Source organism: Xylophilus sp. GOD-11R (assembly GCF_033546935.1).
Taxonomy (GTDB): Bacteria; Pseudomonadota; Gammaproteobacteria; order Burkholderiales; family Burkholderiaceae_C; genus Xylophilus.
On sequence record NZ_CP137854.1, the window covers coordinates 4,438,495 to 4,453,371 of the forward strand.

The 14,877-nt window shown below is 66.7% G+C and carries 7 protein-coding genes; 2 read left to right on the forward strand and 5 right to left on the reverse strand.

Annotation, left to right across the window (positions count from 1 at the left end):
• The first annotated feature begins 48 nt into the window (after positions 1 to 48).
• Together R9X41_RS20385 and R9X41_RS20390 are read left to right on the forward strand one after the other, a co-directional pair.
• Entirely contained in the window at positions 49 to 861 is an 813-nt protein-coding gene (locus R9X41_RS20385; protein ID WP_318632265.1) for an SDR family oxidoreductase, read from the forward strand.
• Between the two features lie 141 nt (positions 862 to 1,002).
• A complete protein-coding gene (locus R9X41_RS20390) occupies positions 1,003 to 1,374 on the forward strand; it encodes a dihydroneopterin aldolase (RefSeq protein ID WP_318632266.1) in 372 nt (123 codons plus the stop codon).
• A 30-nt stretch (positions 1,375 to 1,404) separates the two neighbouring features.
• Here R9X41_RS20390 and R9X41_RS20395 read toward each other — a convergent pair whose 3' ends face one another.
• The 5 genes from R9X41_RS20395 to R9X41_RS20415 form a co-directional block, all read right to left on the reverse strand.
• Positions 1,405 to 2,790: a TolC family outer membrane protein gene (locus R9X41_RS20395; protein ID WP_318632267.1), complete on the reverse strand. Its 1,386-nt coding sequence runs from the start codon at positions 2,788 to 2,790 to the stop codon at positions 1,405 to 1,407.
• Positions 2,780 to 4,174: an HlyD family type I secretion periplasmic adaptor subunit gene (locus R9X41_RS20400; protein ID WP_318632268.1), complete on the reverse strand. Its 1,395-nt coding sequence runs from the start codon at positions 4,172 to 4,174 to the stop codon at positions 2,780 to 2,782. The genes R9X41_RS20395 and R9X41_RS20400 overlap by 11 nt, the downstream gene beginning before the upstream one ends.
• Complete coding sequence (locus R9X41_RS20405) at positions 4,171 to 6,351, reverse strand: peptidase domain-containing ABC transporter (protein WP_318632269.1); 2,181 nt, start codon at positions 6,349 to 6,351, stop codon at positions 4,171 to 4,173. Before R9X41_RS20405 ends, R9X41_RS20400 begins: the two co-directional genes overlap by 4 nt.
• 87 nt (positions 6,352 to 6,438) lie before the next feature.
• On the reverse strand, positions 6,439 to 14,274 hold the full coding sequence (locus R9X41_RS20410; protein WP_318632270.1) for a cadherin-like domain-containing protein: 7,836 nt from the start codon (positions 14,272 to 14,274) through the stop codon (positions 6,439 to 6,441).
• A gap of 17 nt (positions 14,275 to 14,291) precedes the next feature.
• Positions 14,292 to 14,804 (reverse strand): hypothetical protein, encoded by a 513-nt coding sequence (locus R9X41_RS20415; protein WP_318632271.1) that lies wholly within the window; start codon positions 14,802 to 14,804, stop codon positions 14,292 to 14,294.
• Positions 14,805 to 14,877: the final 73 nt, after the last annotated feature.

Genomic DNA, 14,877 nt, shown 5'->3' on the forward strand with positions numbered 1-14,877 from the left:
CGCGGCCGTTAAAGTGGAAAATGCTGCCATTTGCCGGGATTGTCCCCGATGCCCGACACCTCGCCCACCCTTCCCTCCTCCTCCTCCGACACGCCACGCACCGTGCTGGTCACAGGCGCCGGCCGCCGGCTCGGCCGCGAGGTCGCGCTGACGCTCGCCCGCGCCGGCTGGCAGGTCGCGGTGCATTTCCGCCGCTCACTCACCGAATCGGCCGAAACGGTGCGCGACTGCCGCGCCATCGCCGGTGCCGAATCGGCCGCGCAGGCCTTCGAGGCCGACCTGTCCGACGAGGCCTCGGTGCGCGCGCTGGTGCCCGCCGTGGTCGGGCATTTCGGCCGGCTCGACGCGCTGGTCAACAACGCGTCGCTCTTCGAACAGGACAGCGCCGCCGACTTCGGCTTCGCCAGCCTGGAGCGCCACATGCGCAGCAATGCCGGCGCACCGGTGCTGCTGGCGCAGGCCTTGGCCGAACACGTAGTTGCACGCGAGGGTGCTCCTGCGGAGGCGGCCGTGGTCAACCTGCTCGACCAGAAGCTCTGGAACCAGAACCCGGACTTCTTCAGCTACACCCTGTCGAAAGCCGCCCTGGAAGCCGCCACCACCATGCTGGCGCTGGCGCTGGCGCCGCGCGTGCGTGTGGTGGGCGTGGCGCCGGGGCTCACGCTCACCAGCCACCTGCTCGACGAAGCCACTTTCCACAAGCTGCACACCCTGTCGCCGCTCGGCCGGTCTTCCACGCCCGACGACGTCGCCGGCACGGTACGTTTCGCGCTGGAGACCCGCTCGATCACCGGCACCACGCTGCTGGTGGACGGCGGCCAGCACCTGCAGCGCTTCGATCGCGACTTCTCGCTGATGTGATTCGCCGATGCCGAGGGCTGACGCAAACCACCGATCAAATCGCAAAAGCAAGTCGTAAGAGCAAGTCGCACACGCCAGTCGCTGAAGCCGATCGCAAAGCCAGATCGCGCCAGCAAGTTTCAACAAGACCGGAAGCACTCCATGTCCCAGTCCCACGGCCAGCAGATCCTGACGCTCAGCGGCCTGCGCTTCGATGCCAACCTGGGCATCCTCGACCACGAAAAGACCGCGCCGCAGCCGATCCGCGTCGATGCCGAGCTCAACCTCGGCCCGCAGGATCTGCTGCCGCACGACGACGACATCCTGCACGTGCTCGACTACCGCAAGGTGCGCCGCATCATCATCGACGAGTGCACCGCCGAACACGTCAACCTGCTCGAGAGCCTGATCGGCAAGCTCGCGCTGCGCCTGCTGCAATTGCCCGGCGTTCTGGGCGTGCGGGTGAAGATCGCCAAGCTGGAAATCTTTGACGACTGCGAAGTGGCGATCCGGGTGGAAACCGGGCTCTGGTGACACCCATTCCCGGCAGCCGGCACGCGCCCATCAGATCGGCGCCACCAGCAGCCGGTTGACCGTGGCCAGGTCGGACTCCTCCAGCAGCCCGGCCGATGCCTTGAGCCGCAGCGCGTGCATCAGCACTTCCACCCGGGCCTTGAACCAGTCGCGCCGGGCGGCATAGAGCTGCTGCTCGGCATTGAGCACGTCGATGTTGATCCGCGTGCCGATGCGGTAGCCGATCCGGTTGTCTTCCACCGCGCTGCGGCTGGAGGCCACGGCCGACGCCAGCGCGCGCAACTGCAGGCGGCCGTAGTGCACACCATTCCAGGCCTGCCGCGCCTGTGCCGCCACCTGGCGGCGCGCGGTTTCCAGCTCGTCCTGCGCCCTGTCGCGCAAGGCCAGCGACTCCCGCACCCGCGCCGCCACCGAACCGCCGGCGAACAGCGGCATCTGCAGGTTCAGGCCGACCTGGGTCGCGTTCACCCGGCTCGACACGTCAGCGGGCGACGCCATGCTGCCGGAGGCGGCATGGCGCCCGTAGTTGGCCACCAGGTCCAGCGTCGGTCCATGGGCTGCCTGGCTGCGGGCGATCTCCGCTTCGGCCGCCGCCAGGGTCGCCTCCTGCAGGCGCACCGCCGGATGCTGCGCGCGCGCCCGCTCCATCCAGGTCTCGGCATCTTCGGCGGGCGGTGGCAGGTCGCCTTCGGATGCCGGGTCGGGCAAGGTGGCGAGCGATGCCGTCGAAGCGCCGAGCTGGCGCTCCAGTTCGCCGAAACGCAGCTCCACCTCGGCCTGTGCCGCGAGGGCCTGCGACTGCGCCAGATCGCGTCGCGCCAGAGCCTCGTGCACATCGGTCACGGTGGCGGTGCCAGCGGCGTGGCCACCGCTGGCCAGGTCCAATTGCCGCTGCACCGCGGCCTCCTGGCCGCGCGCGACCCGCAGCGACTCCTCGGCGACCAGGGCGTCGAAATAGGCCTGGGTCAGCCGCAGCATCGAATCCTGCTGCGCCTGCCGCCATTGCTCGTCCGCCACGACTTCCTGCGCTTGCGCCTGCGCGTAGGCCAGCCGGTTCGCGGGACGCCAGAGCGGCTGGCTCAGCTGCAGGCTCCAGCTGCGCGAACGCACCGTGCGATCCACCGGGGCCGACCGGTCGAACGAAGACGCACCGGACTGACCACCGGCATTGCCCACCAGGCCGACGGTCGGCAGCAGCCCGGCGCGCGCCTGGGGCACGCGCTCGCGCGCGGCATCGTGGGCATGCAGCGCCGCCTGCAGCACCGGATCGTGCCGACGCGCACGCTCGTAGGCGCCGAGCAGATCCTCCGCGCCGACCGGTGCGGCGCCGCAGCAGCCAATGGCCAGAACGGCGAGCGCTCGCCACACCACCGCAATGGCGACCCGATCCCATGCGGGAAGCCCATCAGCGTTCACGCAGCGCCTCCCGCCGGTAGCGCAGCATCGGTGCCAGAAAATACTCGATCAGGCGCCGCTCGCCCACCCGCATGTCGACCGTCACGGTCATGCCGGCCCGCACCGCGCCCGCCACGCCATCTACCGCCGACGAGGTCCGCAGCTCCTTCAGGAGCACCCGCACCGGATACACCGGGCCGAGCTTCGGATCGGCCATCGCATCGGAGCCCACCCAGGACACCGCGCCCTCGATGTAGCCGTAGCGGGTGAAATCGAAGGTCTCGACCTTGGTCACCACCCGCTGCCCCGGGTGCACATGCCCGATGTCACGGTTGAGCACCTGGGCCTCCACCTCCATCGCGGCATCGGCCGGCACCACCGTCAACAGCGCCTGCGCCGGCGTGACGACGCCGCCGACCGTGGTCACCGCGAGCTGCTGCACGATGCCGTCGATCGGGCTGCGCAGCTGCTGCATGCCTTCGCGCTGCGTAGCTTTCACCAGCTCCTGGCGGGCCGTCTCGCGACGACGGAAGGCCTCGGCCATGTCGGCGCCCGAGCGCGCCCGGAACTCCGCCTGCGCCTGCGCGAGCTGCTGCACCGCCGAAGCGTGGCCGGCCCGGGATTCCTCCAGCCGACGCTGCTGTACCGCGAGCTCCTTCTCGGCATTGATGAGTTCGAGCCGGCTGTCGATCACGCCGGCCTCGGCGAGGTGGCCGCTGCGGGCCAGTGTTTCGCGCATCTCGTTCTTCTTGCGCACCAGTGGCAAGCTGGCATCGGCCTGCACGATGCCGGCCGCGATCGCCGCCTGCTCGGCCTGGCGGCGCACGATGTCGGCCTGCAGCGAGGCGATACGCGAACGATGCTCGGCGGCACGGCTTTCCAGCAGCGCCTGCTGGCCGCGGCGCAGTCCCGCCGGCATCGTGCCGTCAGCCGGAGGCACCGCACCGTCCGCGGGCGCGCCATCGGCACCATCGGGCGGCAGGACCGACGACCCGGCCAACAGGGCCGACAAGCGCGCCACGTCGCCCTGCGCCTCCCACCACTGGTGTTGCAGCCGTTCCCGATCGGCATGGGTGGCGGTGTTGTCGAGCTCGAGCAGCAGGTCGCCGGCCCGCACCGTCTGGCCATCGCGCACCGCGATGGTCTTGACCACACCGGCTTCCAGCGGCTGCAGCACCTTGCTGTGACCCGGCGCGATCACCCGCCCCTGCGCACTGACCACGATATCGACCGGCGCCAGGCAGGCAAAGACCAGGGCCACCGCCGCCATGGCGCACAGGCCGAGCGAGACCATGCGCGCCAGATGCGCCGGCGGGCCGATCTGCAGATCCAGGGCGGCGCCGTCGAGCGTATCGACCGTATCGGCCGCTGCCGCCACACCACCCGGAGGCATCACCACGCTCATGCCGCCTCCAGCACCCGATGCGCGTCATAGAGAGACCGATAGGTGCCCTTCATGCGCATCAGTTCGTCGTGACTGCCGGCTTCCACCAACCGGCCGCCGCCCATCACCAGCACCCGGTCGGCCAGCCGCAAGGTGGAAAGCCGGTGCGCCACGATCAACACCGTGCGCCCCTGCCGAATGGCCGCCAGGTTGTCATGCACCAGGCGTTCGCTCTCGTAGTCGAGCGATGCGGTCGCCTCGTCGAGCAGCAGCACGCGCGGATCACCCGCCAGCGCGCGGGCGATAGCCAGGCGCGCCCGCTGCCCCCCCGAAAGCCGGCTACCCCGCTCGCCTACCACGGTGTCGTAGCCGTCCGGCATCTCGACGATGAAATCGTGCGCGCCGGCCAGCCGCGCGGCGTGCATCACTTCGGCCATCGACAGCTGCGGCCGTCCCAGCGCGATGTTCTCGCGCACCGAGCGGTTGAAGAGCAGCGTGTCCTGCCCCACCACGCCGAGCTGGCGGCGCAACCAGCCGGTGTCGACCAGGTTCAGGTCCATGCCGTCGATCAGCACCCGACCGCGCTCGGGGGTGTGCAGGCGTTGCGCCAGCCGCATCAGCGTGGTCTTGCCGGCACCGGAAACGCCGGTGACGCCCACCACCTCGCCGGGCGCGATATCCACGCTCAGGTCGCCGAGCACCTCACGGCCGCCGGGCGCATAACGAAAGTACACCCGGTCGAACGTGAGCCGGCCGGCGATCGGCGGCAGCACACTTCGGTCAGGCCGCGACGCGGGTTCGGGCACCGCGTCCATGATGTCGGCCAGCCGCTTCACGCTGACCTTCATCTGCGTGAACTCCTGCCAGAGCGAGGCCAGCTTGAGGATGGGCGCGTTGACCCGCCCGGCCAGCATGTTGAAGGCGATCAATCCGCCCACGGACAGATCGCCGGCGATCACCTGGCGCGCGCCGAGGTAGAGCAGCAAGGCGGTCAGCAGCTTGCTGGCGAGCTGGGTGAACTGGCTGGCGGCCTGGCCCAGCTGGCCCGATTCGAACGCGGCACGCGCGTGTTCGCCCAGGCGTTGCTCCCAATCGCGCTGCCAGGCGCCTTCAACCGCATGGCTCTTGAGGGTCTCCATGGCGGTGGCGGTTTCCACCAGGAAGGCCTGGTTCTCCGCGCCGAGCGCGAATCGGTCCTCCAGCTTGCGGCGCAACAGTGGCGTGAGCAGCCAGGACGCACCGAAAAACACCGGCAGCGCCGCGATCACCACGCCGGTCAACACGACGCTGTACTGGAACATGATCGCCAGAAAGACGACCGCGAACAGCAAATCGAGCCAGCTGGTGAGCCCCTGGCCGGTCATGAAGGCCCGGGCGTTTTCCAGCTCGCGCACCCGGGCCACCGTGTCGCCACCGCGGCGTGATTCGAAATAGGCCAGCGGCAGCCGCATGAGATGCCGGAAGAGGCGCTGTCCCAATTCCAGATCGATGCGCTGCGTGGTGTGGCTGAACAGATAGTGGCGCATCGCGCCGAGCACCACTTCGAAGACAGCGACCCCCATCAGCGCGACGACCATCACGTCGAGCGTGGTGACGGACCGGTGGGTGAGCACCTTGTCGATCACCACCTGGAAGATCAGCGGCGTGACCAGTGCGAACACCTGCACGAACAGCGAGGCCAGCAGCACTTCGCCGAGCAGGCCGCGCTGCTTGCGCAGCGACTGCCAGAACCAGCCGAATCCGAACGGCATCTGCTCGCCGGCGCGCATCGTCGTGCTTCTGCTGGCGTGTGGAGCGAGCCACGCACCCGTCCAGCGCACTTCGAAGGCGCCTGCGGACAGAAGCTCGGGGGCGGGCTCGCCCGCCGTTTGCAGCTGCACCCGGCCGTCCGGCAGTCGGGCCGCGATGAGCAGGCGCCCCTCCTGGTCCCTCGCGAGTACCGGGCCCGTGGTCTTCGCCAATCTGAGCACGCCGCCGCGATGCGCCTTCAGGTCCAGCCCCAGGTCGGCCAGCACCGCCATGGCCTGGTGCAGGCCGGGTGAGGACGACACCGCCGGCAGCCGGCTCATGAGCGTGGCGATATCGAGCGAGTGGCCGTGCAATCGTGCGAACGCGACCAGCAGCCGTCCCGCTTCCTCACCCTTGTCGTGTGCCCATGCAGCGGCTCCGACACCCAGGCTTTCCGGCCTGGTGTCCATGACTTTTTCCATGGCTGACGCCTTGCTCTTATGGTTGTTTGTCGACGCGAGCGCCTCGTCTCGCGGGTATCCCGATCGCTTCGGGTATCAGCGGTAGGGAAGGGCTTCCCAGGCATCGGTTGCCGCATGCGATGCCGCATCGACCGTTCCCTGGAGCCACGGCAGATCGGTGCCGGGCATGTCACCGGCCCCACTGTCTGCGATGGCACAGCGCTCCGCCGGGCCGTGCGCGTTGAAGAACTGGTTGAACAGCAGCGCGGTGCGGACGGCCTCGCCTTGATCGGCCAGCAAGTCTCCGCAAACGACCAGGGCTTGCAGCACCGGAACGGTCGGTGCGGTCGGTGCGGATGGTGCGGATGGTGCGGATGGTGCGGATGGTGCGGATGGTGCGGATGGTGCCAATGGTGCGGGTGGTACGGACAAAGAGGTCTGAGGCACCACGGACGACCCACGATCCGCACCGGTCGGCCAGCCGAGGTCCGCGCCCGCAGCGGCCAACATGACGTCGGCCGCCTGCGACACACGACCGTCGGCCAAGCGCACGTCGGTGTAGCCGAACACCAGGTTGCCGTGGTCTTCGTGCGCCTCGCCACGGCGTGCCAGCCCGATGCTCTCGATGCCGGCTTGCGCCAGCGACCGGAACTCTCCCGCGTCCTGCCGGCCGTTGCGGTTGCGGTCCTGGACCAGGCCGAGCTGCGACCATTGCTCGTCGCTGGCAGAAATGCGGCCATCGCCATCGCTATCGAACGTCGCCAGCCCGTCCAGATCGGTGTGGCCAGGGCCGGCGAAATGCGCGAATTCGCTGTTTTCGACCATGTCGACCCTGCCGTCGCCATCGGCGTCGAGCACCAGCATCGCATCGCTGGCGTCCACCCAGCCGAGGCGCTCCGCCATGCCGTCGCCGTCCAGGTCGGCGAGTACCGGGGAATCCTGGGCACGTACCAGCGTCACGCCATCGTCGCCGAGGTCGACCGCGATGGGCAGCCAGCCGCCACTGGGCGGCTTGCGAATCGCGCCGATGTGCGTCATGTCCACGGTGACGACGGTGCTGGCGCCCGAGGCATCGGTCACCCGGATGGAAAACGGATCCGCGCCATCGTAGGGGTCGCCGATCACGGTGGAGTATTGCCAGGTCCCACGCTGCCACACGGCCAGGCCTTGCAGGTAGGTGAAATCCAGCGCTTCCGGCCCAGAATTCACGTACCAGTTGGTCCAGGCATGCCCGTGCTGGGGCGTGGACGCGATCTCGAAGGTGATGCCTGCGGAATCGCCATCAGGGTCGTAGGCCACGATGCTGCCGTTCGTGCGGTACACATCGTCGAAAGTCCGCCCCGGCGCGGGGTCCGGAATCGAGGCGTCGTCGGTGTCGAAGACCACCGGGCGCAGATGCCCGTTGCGGTAGCTGTCGAGGTGGGTGATCACCGTTTCGCCGTCGGCACGCAGCAGCCGGCCCTGGGCCATGAGCTGACGTGCCCCGGCTTCGTCTTCGACCTGCTGGAGTTGCCGCCCAAGAATCGGCCATCCCACGTCGTCCACCAGCGGCTGACCGAGGATGTTGAAGCTTTGCACCGACTGGTACGCATAGCCGTAGACCGGCCGCCCGAACCAGATGTCCTCGATGACCGGCCCATCGTTGACCGCCGCGATCAGGAGGTGGGCGGTGGCGCGGGTCTCGCCACCGTCACCGTCGGCCACGCGATAGATAAACGAGGCCGGCCCGCTGTAGTCGGCGTCGGGCACGAAACGAATGTTGCCCTGTGCATCCAGGCTCACCGCGCCGTGCGAAGCGTCGTCGACCTCGACGACGCGAAGTTCGGCCCGGCCGTTGTCCGCATCGGTGTCGTTGGACAGCAGCTCGCTGGCAGCAATGACCACCGCCACGTCTTCATAACCGATGAAGCTGTCGTCGGTCGCCACCGGCGCCTGGTTCACCCGCGAGAAATCGATTGTCGCCACCGCCACGCTGCGCGCGCCGGCGGCATCCTCCACTACGTATTCGAAGGAGCCACGTCCGCTCGCGCTGCCCTCGACCTCGCCGCCCGTGGCCTCCGGCTCGAATCTCACGCGGCCGTCGGGCAGCAGTGTCACCGTGCCGTGTCGCGCCGCTTGCACCGCCACGATCCGCAAGGCATCGCCGTCGGCGTCGCTGTCGTTGGCCAGCAGGGCCGCCTGGGTGAGGGTGTAGCTGACGCCGCTCTTGCCCCACAGCAGTTCACCGTTGACGACGGGCGCGTCGTTCACCGACCGCAGGCTCAGATCGACCCAGGCATCGCTGCTGCCGCCCGCGCCGTCGGACACGGTATAGCGGAAACCGGCGCTGCCGTGATAGTCATGGTCCGGGGTGAAGACCACCTCGCCGTCGCGCATCACCACCGTGCCGTGTTCGGCCTCCCCCACCGAGACGATGAACAGGTCGGCGCGCGGGTTGTCCACATCGCTGTCGTTGACCAGCAATGCCGTCGGATCGAAGTGCGCCACTTCGTCCTCGTCGAGCATCACCATCTCGCCCAGCAGCCTCGGCGCGTCGTTCACCGGCGCGATGTCGAGGCCGACCCGCGCGACGGTGAAGCCACCCGCACCGTCGGAGACGGTATAGGTGAAGGACGCGGGCCCGAAGTAGTCGGCGTCGGGCGTAAAAACGATGTCGCCCGACGGCTCCAGCCGTACCTGGCCATGCAACGCATGGTCCACCGCCACGATGCGCAGGTCGGAGCCGGGGTTGTCCACATCGGAGTCGTTGGACAGCAAGGACGCCGAGGAGATCGTCTGCGCCTGGTCCTCGTCGCAGGCGATGCTTTCGCCCACCACCCGCGGCGCATCGTTGACTGGCGCCAGATCGATCAGTGCGATGGCCACGGCCTGTCCGCCGGCGCCGTCGTCGATCGTGTAGCGGAAACTCGCCGGGCCGAACCAGTCGGGCTCGGGCAAAAATACCACTGAACCGTCGGCCGCCAGCGAGACGCTGCCGTGGCGCGCCTCGCCCACCGCGACGATCGTGAGCCGCTGGCCGTCCGTCGCCATGTCCGCGTCGCTGTCGTTGGCCAGCAGCAGTTCGCGCGCGATGCGTAGCGGCACATCCTCGTCGGACACGAGGCTTTCGTTGACCGCCACCGGCACATCGTTGACCGGCAGTACCGACAGGTGCGCCGTGCCCACGGTCTCCAGCCCTTCGCCCCGCGCCATGCCGGCCGCATCACGATCGGCCACCCGGTAGGAGAAGGATGCGGGGCCGTGGTAGTCCGGATCGGGTACGAAACGCACCGTACCGTCGGCCTCGAGATAGACCTGCCCGTGCTGCGCCGCGCCCACCCGGGTGATGCGCAGCACGTCGCCGTCCACGTCATGGTCGTTGGCCAGGAGATCGGCCGGGCGAAAGCGCAGGGTCTGGTCCTCGGAGCCTTGGGCGGCGTCGTCACGCGTGGTCGGTGCATCGTTGACCGGTGCGATCTGCAGCACCACCTCCGCACTGGACTCCAGACCGAACGCGTCAGTGACGACATAGCGGAAACCGGCCTCGCCGTGGTAGTTGGCGTGCGGCACGAACACCACCTGCAAGACGCCCGACCCATCGGGCTGCAGCGAGACGCTGCCGTGGCGAGGGTCGCCTACCGACGTGATGCCCAGTCCGCTCGCGTCGGAGGGCAGACTGTTGCGGCTCTGGTCATTGGCGAGCAGCGACGTAGCGGACCAGCGCAGGACGGAGTCTTCCGCACCGGTGGCCGCCTCGCCGACCGTCCGCGGGCGAAAGTAGAGCATCGGCGAGCCTGCGTTCCCCGCCATCGGATCGCCGGAGACGGGGCTGTCGAAAGGCGATCCCGTGATCTGCAGCGGCGAGGAAATCTCAGTCGATCGATCCGACGATGTGGTCCACGGCTCGGTGGCGGCATGGTTCGGCAAAGGAGTCCGCGAGGGGCCGGCGGAGTCAATGTAGGGATCGATCTCCGCGCCGATCGAGCGGGGTTGCGGGTCGGGCGACGTTGGGACGGCTCTCCTGTCGACGCGAGCGCCATCGTCACCGCCGCTGCCCGCCACCACGCCGCGCAGCGGCGTACCGGCACCCACGGCCGCGCCGCCCGGCTCGCGGTCGACATCGGCTGGCAAGCGGAGGCGGTCCACGGCAGAAGCCGGCGAGGTTCCAGCGCCCGCAAGCGGCGGCGCCGACGCGTCGGCAGACACCGGCGTGCCTGGCCCGGCATCGGCCACTACCGGCCAGGCGCCCATGGCCGCTGCCACCGCGCCCAGTACACCCGCGCCGCCGGCACCACCCAGCGTGCCCTGCTCGGCGCTTCGGATCATCGCTTCGGTGGCATCGCGCAAGGCACTAGCCGGCCTGTCCGTCGCACCGTTCAGTAGCTGCACGATGCCGCGTTCGCCACTGTCGCGAAGCACGCCTGCCGAAGTGGCCCCGGCTGGCTGCGTGCCCGCGGACTGGCCACTGCGCACCGTTCCCGCAGCAGCTGCCGTCACCCGCCCGTCGCCTGCCGCGATGCCGGTGTCGGTCCGGCGGCTCGTCGTGGCGACGGTGCGCGCGCCGGCGCTCGTCAGGCGCGTGTCGCCCGCCTCGACGGTGGACTCGCCCTCTGCCGCGTTCTGGCCGGCGTGCAGGTGATCGGCCTGTCCGTCGAAGGCGTGGGTGTTCTCGGCCAGCAACTGGACCTGGCCGCTTCCGTTCAACTGCTCCATGGTCTGCAGCACGCCACCGAGCACCGGGTCGTAACGGTTGCCGAGTACGTCGCCGACGAAGGCCTGGGTGGCCAGGGCCTCGCGCGTTCCATCGGCATGCACGGCGGTCGGTGGATCGGTGCGGAAATCGATCGCCACGATGCCGACAGCGACCAGGCCGCGCGTCTCGGCGCCGTGCGGATGAGCGGCTCCGTCGCCGTCGGCATCGGTCCACAGTCGCAAGGCTGCAAAGGCCGGGTCTCGTGCGTTGAGTACGCCATCGCGGTTGCTGTCGAGCCAGCCGAGGCCGGTGCGGCTGCCGCCGGTACCGCCGATGAGCTCGCCGGCCCGGATGACGCCGTCGCCATCGGCGTCGATCGCCAGGGCGCTCTGGTGTTGGCCGAGCCAGCCGGTATGTTCCAGGTAGCCGTCGCGGTCGGTGTCGATCTCGCGCTCGATTCCCAACTCCTGCACCGCGTCGAGCCCGCCCAGAACGAGGGCGCGCAGGGTCTGGTGCAGGCCGTCCGCGTCTACTTGGGGCAAGGCGACCGGGGGCAGGTCGGGACGCAGGTGCGCCTGGCGTATCGCTTCGGCCTGGGCATGCAGCGCGTCGGCCTGGGTCCGCAGGGACAGGGCCAGTGCGGGGTCGGTCCATTGCCACGCATCCACCTGCTGCTGCAAGGACTGCGCACTGTCGTCGTATCGCCGCGCCTCGGCGCCGGCTTCCATTGCGCGGATCCGGGCGGTTTCCACCGCCCAGTCGGGCGCGATCGCGGCCATGGCGTGCTGGATGAAGTCCGCCGTCAGGGTTTCGCCCGAGCCGTCGTTGCGACTGCCCTGACCGTCGTAATAGCGCGTCTGCACCGTGCCGTGCTCGTCGAGCCACTGGAGATAGACGAAGCCGGCGGCGCCGTGCGCCGGCATCTGCCCGTCGGGGTCGAGGCAATAGCCAATGGAGGGCAGCAAGCCCGGTACCAGGCTGCTGCCGGTGCCGACGAGCTGTCGCTGCAGACCATCGGCCAGGGTGCGCATCCAGTGGGCCGCCGTCGGGCCGCCGCCTTCGACATCGCGGTCGGTCACGATCTGCAGGTGGCCGGACGCATCCCATTGGGCGTGGGCCAGACCTTCGCGGGTGGGGATGTCGTCGTTGCTGAACATCATGGACACCAGGGACAGCACCATCCCGGCCGCCATGCCCCAGGGCCCGATCACGCCCAGGCTGCTCATCAGCGCCAGGGCACTCGAAGCCATGCTCACTGGATCGCCGGACTGCACCGCCAGTACCATGCCCAGCGCCGGCAGGAAGTTGCCGCCGAAGGTCTGGGTGACGAGACCGCCCATCTGGGCCGTGGCGGTGATGCTTTCCACCAGCGCCAGGCCGCTGTAGAGCGCACCGCCTATGTTCCCCTGGTCGATGGCGTTGAGCAGCCCCAGGGCGCTGGCCGCGATGCCGAGATCGCCGGGCAGCTCGCCGTCGTTGAGCCGATCGACTGCGTTATAGACCGCCAGCGCCGCGGAAACGCGCTGACCGTCATTCATCGAGTCCCAGTTCTGCAGGCCGATGATGGTATTCATCAGGCCGATGGCAGCTGCGGTCTGGGCGGCACTTGGCGCGCTCGCGGCGGCGGAAGCCTCGTCTTGTGCCGCTTGGTCCTGGACCAAGCCGTCGGGTTGGATGTATCGACGCTGGCCGTCGATGCCGGACCAGCGCAGGCTGCCATCGGCCTCCAGGCTTAACTGGCCCACGATGTCGCCGTCGGCGTTCTGCAGCACGGTGCTGCCGTCGGGCATGGCGACGAAGGTGATCGCGTCGCTGCCGCCGAGGTGCATCCTGTCGAGTTCGGCGGCGAGACTGTCCAGTTGGGCGCGGCCAAGATCGGTGGTGGCGAGGAAATCAGCAAAGCTGGGGAGCGTAGACCCGGACGGCTCCGATGCGGCCTGCGTTTGCGGCGCGACCAATGTATTAGCAGATCCGCTCATCGGAATTTCGAACGGAAGGGGAGATTCTGCCTGTGCAGACGCCACCGGCTCAAGGTGTCCTTCAGAACGGCGAACACAAATCATTTGCTTATCATCGGCTATTACTTGATCATCGGGGCCAAGAAAATTAAGCGCCTGACCTTGCGCGTTGTATACACAACCGACACCGCTAGTATTTCGGACTTCTATAAACGGAGTGATGCCGGCGATTTCCCGTCGTAAAGTGCCATCGCCTGTCAGTTCATAAAGCATTCCGTCTGGCGTTGCAAAACAATAGCCAGGTTCAGCACCTGAATTAACTATTTCGTTAGCTGAGCCCACTACGGGGATGAGGCGTCGAGCACCCGTGTAGGTGCGCCAAGCGTGAAGAGGCGTACCTCCCTCGTCAAGCATTACCTCGCCATTGCGAGCGGTCTGATATGCCTCGGTGTGGATATAGGCAATCTTCTCGGCATCGAAACGCAGATTCTCCGGAACTTCAGCGACCGGAGCCCCTTTGGCCTGCAAATACTGCGTCGCAATTTCCAAGCTTGCGCCTGCGATTCCTCCTTGATCGTAGCCGCCACCGATGTCTGCATGACACCCGGGAAGCCAAACCGATTCAACACGCTCGTCGGCAGCGTAGCTTATTGCAGAAAAATCCGTTCGACTTTCGTTTTCGGCATATATGACGAGCGCCCCAGAAACATTGGCGGGAATCGACATATCGCCCGTTACGAATGTGTGTACGGGGTCGAATAACACCATGCCCTCAATTTTGATTCCTCCCGGAGGAGCGATCATCACACCATCGACACCGACCAAACCTTGGTCATTCAACTGACGCGCAAATACGATCGCGGCCGCAGTACCTCTGCTAAAACCAATTACAGAAGTCGATATATCGAGAAATGTTGATCCAGGATTGGATGCCAAGAATTCAGACGCATGTTTGGCAAAATCCCGCACCGCGCTTGATGCTGCATTGACAATTGCAGCCGTCGGCGCAATGGCTGCCGCGTACACATTGCCATTTTCGCCTCCTGTGCCCACACCGGGGTAGTATCCGGTTCGCAGATTTTGCGTGCCTGCGCCGCGCCCCTGATCGACCAGGTTTGCGACATTTGTCTGGAACTCATTTGACGGCAAATTCGACCTATCGTTATAGGTCCCATCAAATCCTACCAGATATTGAAATGGCGCAACCCCTTTTCCAACCGAAGCTTGAGGAGCCCGCTCAATGGCAGCCTTAATCTCCCGAACATCAGATGCGTCAATTTGCCCAACTATTGAAGTGGCCATGGCTTCGCTTACATTTTTTATTGGCTAGCAGGAAAAATCTGTCGAGTGACGTGATACTTTGATTCAAACGTTTTGAATATTGGCAAATCGTCTCGCGCCTTTGGCACGGGCGTTACCAAATAAACGAAAAGTTCGCGGCCGTCGATTACGAAGGTCACGCGATGATCCGTCATGTTCACAGGCAAACTCCCGCGCAAATCCACTTTATTTTGAAATAACTCACCCGTACTTTTTAACCGCCACTTAACGAACAAAAATTCCCCTATGGGCATAGACCCATTAACATTCCAACTGTATCCAACATTACCTCCGTCCTGAGCCACGGTTCGCTTAACCATTGCATATTTGTCTCCGTAGGCAAACTCCAGCAAATCTACCGTGTCCGCCCACTTATCGAACCACCCATCAAAGGAAAAAGCATGCCGCTGACTGGCGCGATCAGTCGCACACCCAAAAAGTGCGATGAGTATGGTGGCGCAGCAAAAGCATTTTTTAAAAAAGCCAGTCATTAACTTTGGAAGACTTTGCACTCAAAGAAATCCGACATTGAATCGCGCGAAACGCCACCATCATCGAATGAGATAAACTGCAACATAAAATATT

Bases quoted from the DNA above. Each gene is read 5' to 3' on its own strand.
- R9X41_RS20385 (WP_318632265.1), top strand. From the start codon at position 49: ATGCCCGACACCTCGCCCACCCTTCCCTCCTCCTCCTCCGACACGCCA.
- R9X41_RS20390 (WP_318632266.1), top strand. From the start codon at position 1,003: ATGTCCCAGTCCCACGGCCAGCAGATCCTGACGCTCAGCGGCCTGCGC.
- R9X41_RS20400 (WP_318632268.1), bottom strand. From the start codon at position 4,174: ATGAGCGTGGTGATGCCTCCGGGTGGTGTGGCGGCAGCGGCCGATACG.
- R9X41_RS20405 (WP_318632269.1), bottom strand. From the start codon at position 6,351: ATGGACACCAGGCCGGAAAGCCTGGGTGTCGGAGCCGCTGCATGGGCA.
- R9X41_RS20410 (WP_318632270.1), bottom strand. From the start codon at position 14,274: ATGGCCACTTCAATAGTTGGGCAAATTGACGCATCTGATGTTCGGGAG.